This window comes from Bradyrhizobium sp. ORS 86, assembly GCF_045571475.1.
In the GTDB taxonomy this organism is placed as follows: domain Bacteria; phylum Pseudomonadota; class Alphaproteobacteria; order Rhizobiales; family Xanthobacteraceae; genus Bradyrhizobium.
Genome location: NZ_CP120699.1, coordinates 3,523,990 through 3,538,293, shown reverse-complemented (window position 1 = coordinate 3,538,293; position 14,304 = coordinate 3,523,990). Strand labels below are relative to the sequence as shown.

15 protein-coding genes are annotated in these 14,304 nt (G+C 64.9%); 5 read left to right on the top strand and 10 right to left on the bottom strand.

The genetic code is table 11. The features are described from left to right. Positions 1 to 47 precede the first annotated feature (47 nt). The 5 genes from P6U25_RS16200 to gatC all read right to left on the bottom strand — a co-directional run bounded on the left by P6U25_RS16200 (position 48) and on the right by gatC (position 3,871). Complete coding sequence (locus P6U25_RS16200) at positions 48 to 1,409, bottom strand: patatin-like phospholipase family protein (RefSeq protein WP_407152126.1); 1,362 nt, start codon at positions 1,407 to 1,409, stop codon at positions 48 to 50. Positions 1,410 to 1,560: 151 nt separating this feature from the next. Then, the gene (locus tag P6U25_RS16195) at positions 1,561 to 1,839 is read right to left on the bottom strand and encodes a hypothetical protein (protein WP_407152125.1); all 279 of its coding nucleotides are present in this window, start codon (positions 1,837 to 1,839) and stop codon (positions 1,561 to 1,563) included. A gap of 3 nt (positions 1,840 to 1,842) precedes the next feature. Beyond that, the gene (gatA, locus tag P6U25_RS16190; protein ID WP_407152124.1) at positions 1,843 to 3,318 is read right to left on the bottom strand and encodes an Asp-tRNA(Asn)/Glu-tRNA(Gln) amidotransferase subunit GatA; all 1,476 of its coding nucleotides are present in this window, start codon (positions 3,316 to 3,318) and stop codon (positions 1,843 to 1,845) included. Then, a complete protein-coding gene (locus P6U25_RS16185; RefSeq protein ID WP_407152123.1) occupies positions 3,315 to 3,557 on the bottom strand; it encodes a hypothetical protein in 243 nt (80 codons plus the stop codon). Before P6U25_RS16185 ends, gatA begins: the two co-directional genes overlap by 4 nt. A gap of 26 nt (positions 3,558 to 3,583) precedes the next feature. Further along, positions 3,584 to 3,871, bottom strand: a complete 288-nt coding sequence (gene gatC, locus P6U25_RS16180) for an Asp-tRNA(Asn)/Glu-tRNA(Gln) amidotransferase subunit GatC (RefSeq protein WP_407152122.1) — start codon at positions 3,869 to 3,871, stop codon at positions 3,584 to 3,586. A 387-nt stretch (positions 3,872 to 4,258) separates the two neighbouring features. Here gatC and P6U25_RS16175 point away from each other — a divergent pair, with 387 nt between their 5' ends. Further along, the gene (locus P6U25_RS16175) at positions 4,259 to 4,429 is read left to right on the top strand and encodes a hypothetical protein (protein ID WP_407152121.1); all 171 of its coding nucleotides are present in this window, start codon (positions 4,259 to 4,261) and stop codon (positions 4,427 to 4,429) included. On the opposite strand, the gene P6U25_RS16170 is transcribed toward P6U25_RS16175, so the two are convergent. Together P6U25_RS16170 and P6U25_RS16165 are read right to left on the bottom strand one after the other, a co-directional pair. Beyond that, positions 4,420 to 5,499: an NAD(P)H-dependent flavin oxidoreductase gene (locus P6U25_RS16170; protein ID WP_407152120.1), complete on the bottom strand. Its 1,080-nt coding sequence runs from the start codon at positions 5,497 to 5,499 to the stop codon at positions 4,420 to 4,422. The genes P6U25_RS16175 and P6U25_RS16170 overlap by 10 nt on opposite strands. Positions 5,500 to 5,605: 106 nt before the next feature. Next, positions 5,606 to 6,622: an NAD(P)H-dependent flavin oxidoreductase gene (locus P6U25_RS16165; protein WP_407152119.1), complete on the bottom strand. Its 1,017-nt coding sequence runs from the start codon at positions 6,620 to 6,622 to the stop codon at positions 5,606 to 5,608. Between the two features lie 105 nt (positions 6,623 to 6,727). On the opposite strand from P6U25_RS16165, the gene P6U25_RS16160 reads away from it, so the two are divergent. The 4 genes from P6U25_RS16160 to P6U25_RS16145 all read left to right on the top strand — a co-directional run bounded on the left by P6U25_RS16160 (position 6,728) and on the right by P6U25_RS16145 (position 10,558). Beyond that, positions 6,728 to 7,618: a LysR substrate-binding domain-containing protein gene (locus P6U25_RS16160; RefSeq protein WP_407152118.1), complete on the top strand. Its 891-nt coding sequence runs from the start codon at positions 6,728 to 6,730 to the stop codon at positions 7,616 to 7,618. 86 nt (positions 7,619 to 7,704) lie between these two features. Next, on the top strand, positions 7,705 to 8,187 hold the full coding sequence (ruvX, locus tag P6U25_RS16155) for a Holliday junction resolvase RuvX (RefSeq protein WP_407152536.1): 483 nt from the start codon (positions 7,705 to 7,707) through the stop codon (positions 8,185 to 8,187). A gap of 2 nt (positions 8,188 to 8,189) precedes the next feature. Next, the gene (locus tag P6U25_RS16150) at positions 8,190 to 9,116 is read left to right on the top strand and encodes an AEC family transporter (protein ID WP_407152117.1); all 927 of its coding nucleotides are present in this window, start codon (positions 8,190 to 8,192) and stop codon (positions 9,114 to 9,116) included. Positions 9,117 to 9,916: 800 nt separating this feature from the next. Then, the gene (locus P6U25_RS16145) at positions 9,917 to 10,558 is read left to right on the top strand and encodes an NADPH-dependent F420 reductase (RefSeq protein WP_407152116.1); all 642 of its coding nucleotides are present in this window, start codon (positions 9,917 to 9,919) and stop codon (positions 10,556 to 10,558) included. A 46-nt stretch (positions 10,559 to 10,604) separates the two neighbouring features. On the opposite strand, the gene P6U25_RS16140 is transcribed toward P6U25_RS16145, so the two are convergent. The 3 genes from P6U25_RS16140 to P6U25_RS16130 form a co-directional block, all read right to left on the bottom strand. Next, entirely contained in the window at positions 10,605 to 12,365 is a 1,761-nt protein-coding gene (locus P6U25_RS16140; RefSeq protein WP_407152115.1) for an adenylate/guanylate cyclase domain-containing protein, read from the bottom strand. 118 nt (positions 12,366 to 12,483) lie between these two features. Beyond that, positions 12,484 to 13,332 carry a class I SAM-dependent methyltransferase gene (locus tag P6U25_RS16135; protein WP_407152535.1) on the bottom strand — a complete coding sequence of 283 codons (849 nt, stop codon included), beginning with the start codon at positions 13,330 to 13,332 and terminating at the stop codon, positions 12,484 to 12,486. Between the two features lie 195 nt (positions 13,333 to 13,527). Next, complete coding sequence (locus tag P6U25_RS16130; protein WP_407152114.1) at positions 13,528 to 14,298, bottom strand: CPBP family intramembrane glutamic endopeptidase; 771 nt, start codon at positions 14,296 to 14,298, stop codon at positions 13,528 to 13,530. Positions 14,299 to 14,304: the final 6 nt, after the last annotated feature.

The following is a 14,304-nucleotide window of genomic DNA, read 5'->3' as shown; positions in this document are numbered from 1 at the left end:
AACCGACCGCGGCAGTCAAGCCGCCCCGGGGCCGGATTTGCCGTCGGTCAGAGACCGCGCCGGAACGATTGATACGCCGTGCTCGAACGCAGGGCATCTGCCCCGCCCGCGATCAACTGATCGACCTGCTCCGGCGGCAGCGAAAACCGCGTCGGGATGGCATTGAGGATGCCGGCGCGCTCCGGTCCCAGCCGGTCGAAACCCAGACGTTCGATATAGATGCCGACGTCGCCGCACTTCCAGCTCGCGCCGATACCGAGCCGGCTGCGATCCGCCGCCGACAGGCCGCAGCGCCAGCGCTTGAGCTTGCCCGACCAGTCGTTGGCGAGCGCGGTGAATGCGGCGTAGCTCGAGCGCACGCTGGCGTCGATCGCGGTGTCGGCGGCCGCGGCCACCAGCTCGACGCCGTTCGGCCCTTCGACCGTCTGCACGAAGTCGCCGGACACGCCGCGGCCGGCATCGACGACCAGGAACAGGATGCGCCGTAGCTTTGCCGCCTGCCGTTCGCTGAGCGGTTCATACGGCCGCTGCGCGGCAAGCAGCCCGATGCTCAACCCCGACAAGCCGAAATTGTCGACCAGGCCGCCGTCGAGCAGCTTGACGTAACGCATCGAGCCATCGCGGTAGCGTGCCATCGCTTCGGCAAACGAGTGCAGCAGCGGCTGCGCATTCGGATCGTTGCGCACCCGCTCGAGCCAGGGCGGCAGGGGTGCCGAACAGCCGCCGGGATAGGTCTCCAGCACGATCGGCGCGAACGCCAGCGGCACCGCGGCGGATGCCGCGACCGCCTCGGCGACGCGATAGGAACGAATGTCGCTGCACAGCGCGTCGAATGACGTCTTGCCGAACACGAAGGGCGTACGGTTGTAGATGTCGGACGCGTTGATCCAGACCCGCGGCCGGCGATCGTCGGGCAATGCGTCGAAGCGCGCGCCGTCGAACAGGTTGCGATCGAGCCAATCGGTGAACTGGCTGTCGTTGACGCCGCCGCCCAACGCGCGCCCGATATTGCCGAGCGAGACCCGGGTCTTCAGTCCCTCTTCGGCGTTGCGCAGCAGGAAGCGTTCGCGGAAATCGTCGAGCGCGGCCCGACGCTTCAGGCCGAAATAGGCGGCGGTGACCGATCCGCCGGATACGCCGGAAACGAAGTCGACGCGGTCGAGCAGCGTCTTGGTGCCGGCCACGCTGGAGCGAACGCGGTCAAGCTCCTGCAACACGCCGAAGGAAAACGCCGCGGCGCGCGTGCCGCCGCCGGAGAACGACAGCGCCAGCAGCACGTCGTCCTGGTAGTCGGGAATGTCGCGGGCGATCGCATTGTCGGCGAGCGCCATGCCGAGCGGCGCATTGCCGGGCAGATTGTAGACGGTCGCGCAGCCCGCCAGGCCCACCGCCACCACGGCCACCAGCATCGTTGACAGCCATCCCCCTCTACCTGACCCACGCACGATTACTCTCTAACTGGCCCCCGCCTCGGTTCCAGCAGCGTATCACGGTCAATCTAGGCGGCGGCATGGCGGCCGAAACACGGTTAACGATCGCGGTGCCTCGGCACCGGCACGCTCACAACAGCGCGGCGACGATCCGCTCCCACTCGGCTTCGAGCGTGTCCTTCGCCACAGGCTGACCGGCCCGCCGATACCAGCAACCGGCATTGCCGAGATCGCCCTCGACGCGATGCAGATAGGCGTGCACCCAGGCCGAATTGGCGTCGCTCTCGTCCTGGACGATCCGGTGCGCCTGATCCCAATCGCCCTTGGCGGCCCACCACAGAGCGGCGAGCGGCGGCGACAGCGACTTGTCCGGCGCAGCGTCAGCGAGACTGGCCCGGAAATCCGCCATCGCTCACCACCATTTCGCCGGTGTGAAGCGGCCTGCAGCCTGCTCGATCACCTCACCGAGCGAGAACAGCGTCTCCTCGTCGAACGGACGGCCGATCAATTGCAGGCCGAGCGGCAACCCTTGCGCATCCTTGCCGGCGGGGACGGCGATGCCCGGCAGCCCCGCCATGTTCACGGTCACTGTGAAGATGTCGTTGAGATACATCTCGACCGGATCGGCGCCGGCCTTCTCGGCGATCCCGAATGCCGCCGAGGGCGTTGCCGGCGTGAGGATCGCGTTCACGCCCTTGGCGAAGCAATCCTCGAAATCCCTCTTGATCAGCGTACGCACCTTTTGCGCGCGCAGATAATAGGCATCGTAATAGCCGGCCGACAGCACATAGGTGCCGATCAGCACGCGGCGGCGCACCTCGGCGCCGAAGCCTTCGGCGCGGGTGCCCTCATACATCTCGGTGACGCCGCGACCCGGCACGCGCAGGCCGTAGCGCACGCCGTCGTAACGCGCGAGGTTCGACGAGGCTTCGGCGGGCGCGACGATGTAATAGGCCGGCAGCGCGTATTTGGTGTGCGGCAGCGACACCTCGACGAGCTCGGCACCGGCCGCCTTCAACCACTTGGCGCCCTCACTCCAGAGCTTCTCGATCTCGGCCGGCATGCCGTCGAGGCGATACTCCTTCGGGATGCCGATCCTCATGCCCTTCACCGACTTGCCGATCGCGGCCTCGTAATCCGGCACAGCGACGTCGACCGACGTGGTGTCCTTGGGATCGTGGCCCGCCATCGAGCGCATCAGGATCGCGGCGTCGCGGACGCTGCGCGCGATCGGGCCGGCCTGGTCCAGCGAGGATGCGAACGCCACGATGCCCCAGCGCGAGCAGCGGCCATAGGTCGGCTTGATGCCGACGGTCGCGGTGAATGCCGCCGGCTGACGGATCGAGCCGCCGGTGTCGGTCGCGGTCGCGCCCATGCACAGCAAGGCCGCCACCGCCGAAGCCGAGCCGCCGGACGAGCCGCCCGGCACCAGCGTGGTGTTGGAGCCCTCGCGCCGCCACGGATTGGTGACCGGGCCGAAGCATGAGGTCTCGTTCGACGAGCCCATCGCGAACTCGTCGTTGTTGAGCTTGCCGAGCAGCACCGCGCCGTCGCGCCAGAGCTGCGAGGTCACGGTCGACTCGTAGGGCGGCAGGAAGTTGCCGAGGATCTTCGAGCACGCGGTGGTTCTGATGTCGCGGGTCGCGAACAGGTCCTTGATGCCGAGCGGAATGCCCGCGAGCGGACCACCCTCGCCCTTCGCGATCTTGTCGTCAGCCGCTTTCGCCATCTCGCGCGCGCGATCCGGCGTTTCCAGCACATAGGCGTTGAGCACGCGCGCAGCTTCCATCGCCGCCAGATGGGCGTCGGTGAGTTCGCGCGCGGTGAAGGACTTGTTCGCGAGGCCCTGGCGGGCCTCGGCGATAGTCAGCGATGTCAAATCGGTCATTTATTGATCGGGCTGCAGAAGAACGGAGACAAGGTCTTGTCGTTGGCGGGATCGTCTTGCCAGGGATTTGTATTTCTCTTGGCATTTTCCTTGGCGCGGGCCGCGTCAAGCGCCTCGAGATGGTCGAGCACGGCGTCCATCGCCTCGTTTGGATCGGCGACCTTCCCCTTCCGCTCCATCGCATCGAGGAAATCCATATAGGCCTTGTAGGCCTTCTCGTCGTCGCAGAGCAGACACATCGGACTGTCGTTCCCGAATTAAAGAGCTACTCGACCACCTTCGGCACCAGGAAGAAGTGGTTCACCGTGTCCGGCGCGTTTCCGACGACCGCATCGGCAATGTCGCCGTCATTGACCACGTCGGCGCGCTTCTTCATCTCCATCGGCGTCACCGAGGTCATCGGCTCGACGCCCTCGACGTTCACTTCCGACAGTTGCTCGACAAAGTCCAGGATCGCGTTCAGCTCGCCTTGGAGATGGGGAACTTCGGCATCGCTGACCGCGATCCGCGCCAGATGCGCGATGCGGCGGACGGTCGTGGCGTCGACGGACATTATATATAGCCCCAGGGCGTAAAGGTCAGGCTGAAAGGTCAGCCCGCCGTATAGCAGAGCCCGGTTTTGCACCGCAACCGCGGCAGCCCTCGGAATCCGCCTCCTAGCCCACGATCAGGCGGAACGTCCTGCCAAACCGGGCATATCCAGCCGTAAGCCCCGCGACGAAACCACTTTGCGGCCCGACGAAGTCGTCCCGAAACATTCGCGGCGCCTACTTCCCGGAAACTGAAGAATGTGGAGCGCGTTATGTCCAAGCCAGGAAACAAGCCCCGGCCCGAAGGCTGGGACCCAGCGCTTTGGTCGATCGGGACGGTGCTCGGCATCGCGATCGTCTACGTCGCCTGCCTGGTCTGAGTGAGGCAAGAACTGCCATCGAGAGCTGCGATGTCCCAGGCAAAGGTTCTGCAGGAAAAGGCCGAGATGTTCGAGCGCCGTGCCGAAAGCGCGACCGACCCGATTTCCCGACGACACTACAAGGAAATGGCCGCGCATTATCGCACGCTCGCCGCCGAGCATCTCGAGATCAAACGCGACGAGTCCGCGCATCAGAGCTGAGACAGCGCACTCATTCGCGTCAGCGCAGCGCCGGCCAGCGCGCGCGTCAATTCGGCGGCCGGCATATCCCGGCCCATCCGCACCGCCTGACCGGCCCAGAGATTGGTGAACTCCACCTTCCCCTGCTTTTCGGAAGCGACCTTCAGCGGCCCGAGTGCCGTGGCCGCATGCGGGAACGCCGGTGCGTCTGGTGAGATCGGGCCGACCTCGCGCATCACCCGGTTGGCGACGCCGCGCGCCGGACGGCCGGTCATCACGTTGGTGATGACGGTCGATTCGTCGCTCGCCTGCGCCAGCGCCACCCGCGCGGCCGGAATGACCTTGGACTCCGGGCAGCGCAGATAAGCGGTGCCGATCTGCACGCCGGACGCGCCGAGCGCGAACGCCGCCGCGATCCCGCGGCCGTCGGCGATGCCGCCGGCCGCTATCACCGGCAGCTTCACCGCGTCGACCACCTGCGGCACCAGCGCAAACGTACCCGGCTGCTCGGCGATGTTGTCCGTGAGGAACATGCCGCGGTGACCGCCCGCCTCGGCGCCCTGCGCGATCACGACATCGGCACCGTTCTCTTCCAGCCAGATCGCCTCCTTCACCGTCGTCGCCGACGACATCACGACCGCGCCCGTGGCTTTCACCCGCCGCAGCAGCTTCGGCTCCGGCAGGCCGAAATGAAAGCTCACGACCTCCGGCTTCAACTCCTCGACCACCGCGCAGAACGCATCGTCGAAGGGCGCGCGGTTCGCTGCGTTGACCGGCGCGTTCGGATCGAGGCCGTATTCACCATAGTAGGTCGCGAGCCGCTGCCGCCACTTCGCCTCGCGGGCGGGATCGGCATCGACTGCCTTGTGGCAGAAGAAGTTCATGTTGACCGGCGCGTTGACGCGTTGGCGGATGATGTTGACCTGCTCGCGCGCCTTGTCCGCCGACAGCATCGCGGACGGCAGCGAGCCGAGCCCGCCGCCCTGCGACACGGCAATCACCAGCTCGGCGTCCATCACGCCCGCCATCGGTGCCAGCACGATCGGGAATTCGGTCTTGAAGAGGTCGATGATACGACGATCCGGCCACATGGTGTGTCTTATTGCTCGGCTGATGGGGAAGTACCCTCTCCCCTTGTGGGAGAGGGTGGCGCCGAAGGCGCCGGGTGAGGGGTCTGCCTCCGCGGAAACAGACCCCTCATCCGGCGCGTACTTTGTCCGCGCCACCTTCTCCCACAAGGGGAGAAGGAAGAGAGTTGCGCCGACCCTGCAGCGACTGCTCGGCCTCGGCGATGATGCGACCGACGATCTCGGCCGCGGGTGGAATATCATGGATCAGGCCGGCGGACTCGCCGGCAAATACGGCAGCCACATCAAAGTTGCCGGCAGCCTTCGCCTCGGCATATTCGGCGGCAATCTGATCGGCGCGCTGCATCAGCTCGATCTCGCGGCCGGTCCAGCGCCGCAGATGGTCGTTGGAAAGCGAGCGCGCGGTGAATGGCGACGGCCACATCAGCTTGCGCGACCAGTCGAACACGACGCCGCGCACGGTCTCGCCGCTCCTTGCGGCGCAAATCCGGCGCTTCGCCTCGTCGGCGCCGTCAGCCTCGACACTCGCATAGAAGCGCGTTCCCATCAGCACGCCCGAAGCGCCGAGCATCAGCATCGCCGCCAGCCCACGCCCGTCCGCAATCCCGCCGGCGGCGACCACCGGCACCCGCCCCGCCGCGAGATCGACGATCGCCGGCACGATATCAACCGTCGTGCGCGACGCACCGTGCCCACCGGCTTCCGTCCCCTGCGCGATCAGGATGTCGGCGCCGCAGTCGAGCGCCGGCCGTGCCATGTCCTCGGCTTGCACCTGACAGATCAAAAGCGCGCCCGCCGCCTTGATGCTCGGCGCGAACGGCGCGGGATCGCCGAACGATAGCATGACGGCATGCGGCCGCGCCTCGAGCGCAAGATCGAGCAGCTCGGGACGCTTCGCCAAACTCCAGGTGATGAAGCCGATACCGAACGGACGCGCGAAACCCTTCAGCTTCGCCGTCTCCGCCGCAAGCCGGTCGCGGTCTCCATAGCCGCCCCCGAGAATGCCGAAGCCACCGGCTTCGCTTACCGCCCGGACGAGCCGGCTTCCGGAAATCGTGTCCATCGGCGCCAGCAGGACCGGATGCTGGATGCCCAATCGCGCGGTCAGTTCAGTGCTGATCGGCATGCGCTCGCTCCCTATTCTGGACAGCGAGCGTAGGCCGGCCTAACATTCTTGAAAAATGAATACGAGAGAACGCTACCATCTCCATAATGAAACGGAGCGTCGCCAGTGGAACTGACTGATCTGCTCACTTTCTCTGCGGTCGCACGGCTTGGCGGCATCACGCGCGCCGCTGAGGAGCTCAACACGGTGCAGTCCAACGTCACCCAGCGGATCAAGGCGCTGGAGGCGGAGATCGGCACTGCGCTGTTCGAACGGCACAGCCGCGGCATGACGCTGACCGGCGCCGGCCGCAGATTGTTGCCTTACGCTCAACGCATGGCGGCGCTGACACGTGAAGCGGTGCTGGCCGCGCGCGACGATGGCGAGCCCAAGGGTCCATTGTCGATCGGCTCGATGGAGACAACGGCCGCCGTGCGGCTGCCCGCGCTGCTGGCCGAATTTCATCGCCGCTATCCCGCTGTACGCCTGACACTGCGAACCAGCCCGACCGCCGATCTCGTGGCGGCCGTGCTCGACGGTTCACTCGACGGCGCCTTTGTCGCCGGCCCGATCGAGCACGCCGAGCTCACCGCGACGGCGGCCTTCCGCGAAGAGCTCGTGCTCGTCACCGCGCGGCGCTGGAAGAGCCTGGCCGAACTGCGCGCGGGGACGCCGGAATCCGGGCCGACTGCGCTGGTGTTCCGCACCGGCTGCACCTACCGGCAGCGGCTCGAACAGGTTTTCACCGAATTCGGCTGGCCGTCGGCCGCGCGCTTCGAGCTCGGCACGCTCGACGGCATGATCGGCTGCGTCGCTGCTGACATGGGTGTGACCATGCTACCGCGCGCCGTCGTCGAGCGCGGCCATGTGAGAAGTGACATCAAAATCCACAAGCTCAGCCCGCAGCATGCCCATGTCGAGACGCTGTTCGTCCAGCGCCGCACCGCGCACCAGTCCAGCGCGCTGCAGGGACTGGCCGCCTGCCTTGCCGGCGACGACCGCGTGATCGCCGCATAATGCAAGCTGCACGTTGAGACCTCTCCCATTGGGAGAGGTGAAGGCGAACTTTGCGCTCCTGCGGCTGCGGTGCTATGCGCAAGGCCATGCCCGCCCCTATCCTTCCCCTGACCGATGCAGCACCGCACTGGCCCGAGCGCGGCGCGCTTGTTGGCCTCGACCTCGGCACCAAGACCATCGGCGTTGCCGTCTCCGATCCGGACCGGCGGCTCGCGACCGGCGTCGAGACCATCCAGCGCAAAGCCTTCAAGGCCGACGCGGCGCGGCTGCTGGTGATCGCGGCCGAGCGCAACGCGGTCGGCTTCGTGCTGGGCCTGCCGATCAACATGGACGGCAGCGAAGGCCCGCGCGCGCAATCGACCCGGGCCTTTGCCCGTAACCTCGCCGGCCTCACCCCGCTTGCCATTGCGCTGTGGGACGAGCGGCTCTCGACCGCAGCGGTCGAGCGCGAGCTGATCGGGATGGATGTCAGCCGCAGCCGACGCGCCGAGGTGATCGACGAGCACGCCGCAATCTTCATCCTGCAGGGCGCGCTGGACCGGCTGGCGAAGCTGCGCCGGGATCGCTGACCATGGCCGTGGTGATCGCAGCGCTGTTGCCGGTGTTTCTGCTGATCGTGCTCGGCTTCGCGCTGAAGCGGACGCTGATGCCAATTGATACGCAGTGGCACGGCCTGGAGCGGCTGACCTACTACGTGCTGTTTCCGGTGCTGCTGGTGCAGACGCTGGTGAAGGCGGATTTGACACGGGTGCCGATCGCGGGCGTCGGCGGCGCGCTGCTGTTGTCGGCGCTCGCAATGTCGCTGTTGTGTCTTGCGCTGCGCACGCCCCTTGCCCGCGCCGGTGTCGACGGCCCGGCCTTCACTTCGATCTTCCAGGGCGCGATCCGTTGGCAGACCTATGTCGCGCTGTCGGTGTCAGGCAATCTCTTCGGCAGCGTTGGTCTCGCGCTGGCATCGGTGGCGATGGTCGCGATCATTCCGCTGGTCAACGTCTTCAGCGTCGCCGTGTTGGCGCACTATGCCTCGCCGCAGAAGCAGTCGGCGGGCGCGATCGTGATGACGGTCGTGAGGAACCCGCTGATCTGGGCCTGCGTGATCGGTCTTGCCATCAATGTGGCGCACATCCCGTTGCCCAAGATCTGGCACGAGGTCGCCAACGCACTCGGCGGCTCGTCGCTCGCGATCGGCCTGCTCGTGACCGGCGCGGGATTGCACCTCGAAGGCATGTTCCGCCCCAGCCTCGCCGCGAGCGTCGCGCTGGTGCTGAAGCTGGTGCTGATGCCAGCGCTCGCTGTCGCACTCGGGTTGTGGTTCGGCCTCGGCGGCTCGAGCCTTGCAATCGTCACCGCCTGTGCCGCAGTGCCGACCTCGCCCTCCGCCTATGTGATGGCCCGCCAGTTGGGCGGCGATGCGCCGCTGCTTGCTCAGATCATCACGCTGCAGACCATCCTGGCGGCGATCACGATGCCGATCGCGATCGCGGCGGTCGGGCTTTAACGGAGTTTGCCCAGGCCTGGTGGTCTACTCCTTCAGCGCCAGCGTCGAGCAGTACCAGTAGCCTTCAGTGGTTCTCCAACCATACTTCAATGCATTTTCGGTGCACTCATTATAGGTCTTGAAGGGCACGCCGCCGGGCCCAATGTTTCTGCAACCGGTGTACGCATAGGCCCCGGCAGACGACGAGCATCCAATCCACGGGCGGTCACCCGACCTCATGCTTGACCCGCTTGGCCACATTCGAGGCGATGCAGCGTTGCTGGCCACCGCGTGTTGCATCAGCCTTTGATGCTTGGCGCGTTGAGCTCCTGGGGCGTCGACCTGGATACCGGGAAGCGGACGCGTGGAGCGGGCCTGCGATGTTGCGGTTTGTGACCATGCTGCGCCGCTTGAACCGCACAGTGGTACAATCGATAAGGCAGCGACGGCGAAATGCGTGACGAAGAGTGACGAGGCCTTCATAGCTGTGTCCTCCCGAAAGCTGAGATGGGAATACCATCCTAAAGTGTAGCGTATCACGGATTCAACTTCTCGAAACCTGAATTCGGCCGTGCCGACCTGCCCATCGGCCTATGCGCCAGCCCGTTGGACGGGCGGCGAGGCGCACTGCCCGCTCAGATCATTGCGCTGCGGGCGATCCCGGCCGCGATCGCGATTGCTGCGGTCGGCTTTGGCGCGCATAATCGCGGAATTGTCGCATCGGCTCGAGCACCGGGCGTTCGCGGGCACGACCATTTCCAGCGGAATTGTTTCCCCGATCTCGTTTGTCAATTGGCATCAGGAAAAGGGAATATCGTGCCATGAAAATAGCGATCATTGGGACCGGTACTGTCGGGAGCGCCCTCGCGCGCGGACTTCAAAAATCCTCGCACTCGCACACTGTCATTCTTGGGGCGCGTGACATCACCGATATGGCCACGCAAGACCTTGCCGCCGATGTCGGTGCAGAGCTAGCGTCACCGGCAGAAGCTGCCAAGTCCGCCGAGCTCGTCATTCTGGCGCTGCCATGGGACGTTGCCGAAGCTGCCGTCAAGGCTCTCGGCGATCTTTCCGGCAAGATCGTGATCGATTGCATGAATCCGCTGGCGATGATCGGTGGCGTTCTCGACCTCGCGCTGGGCCATACCACCAGCGGCGGCGAAATCGTGGCCGGCTGGCTGCCGGGCGCGCACGTGGTGAAGACGCTCAATCAGGTCGGCGCGGAGATCATGGCAAACAATGCCAGCATGCCGCACAAGCCGGTGATGTTCATGGCCGGCGACAACGCACAGGCGAAGGCTGCGGTCGCGACCGTGTTGACAGATTTGGGTTTCGAGCCGCTCGACGCTGGCGACATCAGGAGGTCGCGTCTGCTCGAGCCGTTCGGAATGGTTTGGATCAACCAGGCGCTGCTGCGGGGGAAAGGCCGGACCTGGGCATTCGCTGCCGTGGACCGGACGTGATCCCACGTTCTCGCCTTGCCGCTTCCGGTCACCATACAAGGAGACCTCAATCCGGCAGCCCCGCCCGGCTAAGGCCATTCGCAAACATGGCAAAGTCTTCTGGCCGCCGGAACGGCACCAGGCGTTTGAGACTGGAGAGCCGCAAGTCGGGATCGGACTCGAATGCCGGCGAAATGGCTCTTTGCGCTTCGTCAAGTCGTCCCCCGAGCGCTTTGCTGGCGGCGGAGATACAAATACCCAGCAAGAAGCTCGGAAGGTCGCGCGTGGCCTGGTCAGCCAGCGATGACGCCTCGTCATAGCGGCGCGCCAGGAGATGCGCACAAGCGGCTGCCGCGTAAACGCCAAACATCGATGGATCGAGCGGGCTCAAGCGCCGCGCGCGTGCGGCATGGTCAATCGCGAGATCCGGTTCTCCTCTCCACACCCTGAGCCAGGCACTCAGCATCCAGGCTGACGCATAGTTGGGATTGATCGCGAGCCCCTGATCCATGAAGGCTGCAGCATCGTCGAACTCGTGATCGATAAAGGCAAGTGCGTATCCACCCAAGCACATCGCCACCGGGTCATCCCTGCCAATAAGCACCGCCGTACGCGCCAGTCGCGTCGCCTCGTTGCCTTCCCGGGTTGCGTCGGTCATCCAACCATGAGCCTTGCGGCGCACATAGCACCATGCTGCCAGACCGTAAGCTGCGGCAAGGCCCGGTTCGAGCTCGATCGCCGCTCTAAAATGCTCGAGCCCCTCGTCATCTCCATCCCTCGTCCACCGATGAATACACGCGAGCCCGCGCAGATAGCGATCGTATGCGTCCAGATTTTCGATCGGCTTCCGTAGAGCCCGCTTGATCTCCGCATGCTGCAGCTTCGGCGCAATCGCACCAACGACACTGACCGTCACTCGGTCCTGAAGATCAAACATATCCTCCAGCGTTCCATCGAAGTGATCTGCCCAGAGATGCGCCCCGGTATTCGCGTCAACAAGATGACTCGAGATGCGAACCCGAGCGTCGGCCTTGCGAATGCTGCCTTCCATGACGTAGCGAACCCCTAACTCGCGGCCGACCTGCTTCACATCAACGGCGCGCCCCCTGTAAGTGAAGCTCGAGTTCCTTGCGATCACAAACAGCCAGCGAAACCGCGACAGCGCCATCGTGATGTCTTCCACGATGCCGTCGGCGAAGTACTCTTGCTCCGGGTCTGTACTGAGATTTTGGAAAGGCAGGACGGCGATGGACGGCTTGTCCGGCAATGCCAAGGCCGGCCTTTGGCGCACTGCGATGCCGCCATCCCTAATCCTGAAAACTCGGACAGGGCGTGCAATGTTTTTTAATCTATGTTCGCCGCCATCATCACAGGAGATATCGAGTTTATCTCGGACGTGTCGGTGAGCATCGTCGGAAAGACAGATACCGCCGGGCTCCGCGACGGCTTCGAGACGCACCGCCACGTTGACAACGTCCCCGAAGATGTCGCCGGCATCCTTGATGATGTCGCCGACATTGATCCCGATCCTGAATTCAATCCGTTGATTGGGCGGCACGGCCGCATTGCGCACCGCCATCCCGCGCTGAACATCGAGGGCGCAGCGGACAGCATCGACAACGCTGTCAAACTCGGCCAGCACCCCGTCACCCGTGTTCTTGACTATAGTCCCACGATGCGCAGCAATGTTCGGGACAAACACGCCCTGCAGATGCTCCCTGAGTCTGACATGAGTGCCTTCTTCGTCCGCGCCAGTCAGGCGGCTGTAACCGGCTACGTCGGCAGCAAAAACCGCAACGAGCCGTCGCAAGAGGTGTTCGCGAGCCAAGGACCCCTCCTCACCACGAGCCGGCGCAAACGGACCCAAATAGGATTGCCGTGCAGTACTCTCGGATGTTAGCCCCGTTCGGGTTCAACCACCACTGGGTCAAATGCGAACCGGGACATCAAGCGCCCCCCGTCGCCGCCCGCACTATATGGGGACCGGGTCCGAGCGCGATGTCTCGCCCCAAGGCGCCGTAGAAGCGCTTGGCGATCTCGGAGGCGCCGAGATCTTCTATTGCCCCAAAGCCCACGCCGCGCAGCAACCCGTGCAGTTCGGCAGGCTCGAAGAGACCGAGCCAAGGCTCACCCCGCGCCGCCGCTCTTTCGGCCGTTGCCATAATGCTGGCGCGGCGCTCGGCGGGGTAGTTCTGAAATGGCTCTGCATAGTCGAAAACTGCGGCAGCTTCCGGCAAGTCGGACATGAACTTGATGGTGGATGAGACTGCATCCTTCGTGAGATATGGCACCACGCCGAGCCATTGGAAAAAAGCCGGTGCGTCTAAATTGAAGCCGGCCCTTGCCAGACCTGTGGCGAGACTTTCTCGCTCAAAATCGATCGGTGCGAAGACAAGCGATGGCGGCTCCGAGAGGCCCGCGGCCCTTATCCGATCGCGCTTCCACGTTTGAGTTGCCGGGTGGTCGACTTCAAAGACGCGAAGTCCCAGAGCAGCAAACGGATTTCGCAACGAGAACGTATCCAGGCCCGCCCCCAGCACCACGACCTGGCGCACGCCATTGGCGACGCAACTTGCTATCGTCTCCTCCGAGAACCGGCTTCGTGCGGCGATGAATAAGCGCATTGGCCGCACCGAATCGTCTGTCGCGATTTCATTCAAGGCGGCGGCCGTCTCTTCGTCCAATATCCTCAGCGCAAACTGATCCCTGAAGATCGATCCGCCTTCTAACGTTTGGTGAATGGCGCGATAAGCAGCCGCGCGCCGCGCCGTCTGACTTGGTTGTCCATCGCGCATGACGATCAGCCAATGATGCCGGAAACCAGTTTGTAGCACGCCGGAGCCCAACATGCATGGGCGTCCATTCGTCAGATGCGGGGCTCCTGCATGCCGCGTCGCCGGACGGAAGCGATGCACAAGGTCCCGAGCGGCGTCGCTTCTAACCCAATGAACCGATGGGCCGACGGCGGCAGGAGCGGCTTGCCACCCCGCTCAGCCGGTCAACCACCAGGTCTGGATCGTCGCCGCCAGGTTGTTCAGCCCGTGCAGCACGATGGTCAGCCAAACCGAACCGGTGCGAAAGCGCAGATAGCCGAACAGCAGCCCGATCGACAGCACCTCGCAGAGGAAGTACCAGTCATACTGGAGATGCATCATGGTCCACACCAGCGCTGACAGCAGGATCGCGCCATAGGGGCCGAGACGGGATTCCGACCAACCGCGATACAGCCAACCGCGCGCGAACAGCTCCTCCCAGATCGGCGCGGCAACTGCGAAGGCGAGCACCAGCAGCCAGAGCGCGCCTTCGGCCTGTGCCGACTTCAGCACATCCCCCATGAAACCGGGCAACACGTTGCGGCCGGCGGCGCGGGACATCATGTCCCAGCCGCCGATCACCACGACAAGCGCGATGACGCCGACGACGACATTGCGCCACGAGGTCCAGCGCAATCCGAGATAATCGGCGAACGAGATCCGCGTGGGACGGATCGCGACCCATAGCGCCAGCAGCACCATCGGCAGGCCTGCCATCACCGAGAGCGCGATCGTCACGCCGTCGGCGACCACATGGGTGATGCCCGTCGCGGACAGCGGACCACCCTGCTTGATCACATAATAGATGATCACGGCGAGCTGGCCGAGGAACATCGCGGCGAAGATCACGAGCCCCCAGAGCGCCGTGCCCCAGAATTTCCAGACCCGTGGCGGGCGCGCCGGCGGCTCAATCGCCGCAGGCGGCAGTTCGGGATTGATTGCGTCCATCAGCGG

Excerpts from the sequence above, each read along its gene's own strand:
- P6U25_RS16200 (WP_407152126.1), bottom strand. The coding sequence starts at position 1,409 with ATGCTGGTGGCCGTGGTGGCGGTGGGCCTGGCGGGCTGCGCGACCGTC.
- P6U25_RS16195 (WP_407152125.1), bottom strand. The coding sequence starts at position 1,839 with ATGGCGGATTTCCGGGCCAGTCTCGCTGACGCTGCGCCGGACAAGTCG.
- gatA (WP_407152124.1), bottom strand. The coding sequence starts at position 3,318 with ATGACCGATTTGACATCGCTGACTATCGCCGAGGCCCGCCAGGGCCTC.
- P6U25_RS16185 (WP_407152123.1), bottom strand. The coding sequence starts at position 3,557 with ATGTGTCTGCTCTGCGACGACGAGAAGGCCTACAAGGCCTATATGGAT.
- gatC (WP_407152122.1), bottom strand. The coding sequence starts at position 3,871 with ATGTCCGTCGACGCCACGACCGTCCGCCGCATCGCGCATCTGGCGCGG.
- P6U25_RS16175 (WP_407152121.1), top strand. The coding sequence starts at position 4,259 with ATGTCCCAGGCAAAGGTTCTGCAGGAAAAGGCCGAGATGTTCGAGCGC.
- P6U25_RS16170 (WP_407152120.1), bottom strand. The coding sequence starts at position 5,499 with ATGTGGCCGGATCGTCGTATCATCGACCTCTTCAAGACCGAATTCCCG.
- P6U25_RS16165 (WP_407152119.1), bottom strand. The coding sequence starts at position 6,622 with ATGCCGATCAGCACTGAACTGACCGCGCGATTGGGCATCCAGCATCCG.
- ruvX (WP_407152536.1), top strand. The coding sequence starts at position 7,705 with ATGCCCGCCCCTATCCTTCCCCTGACCGATGCAGCACCGCACTGGCCC.
- P6U25_RS16150 (WP_407152117.1), top strand. The coding sequence starts at position 8,190 with ATGGCCGTGGTGATCGCAGCGCTGTTGCCGGTGTTTCTGCTGATCGTG.
- P6U25_RS16145 (WP_407152116.1), top strand. The coding sequence starts at position 9,917 with ATGAAAATAGCGATCATTGGGACCGGTACTGTCGGGAGCGCCCTCGCG.
- P6U25_RS16135 (WP_407152535.1), bottom strand. The coding sequence starts at position 13,332 with ATGCGCGATGGACAACCAAGTCAGACGGCGCGGCGCGCGGCTGCTTAT.
- P6U25_RS16130 (WP_407152114.1), bottom strand. The coding sequence starts at position 14,298 with ATGGACGCAATCAATCCCGAACTGCCGCCTGCGGCGATTGAGCCGCCG.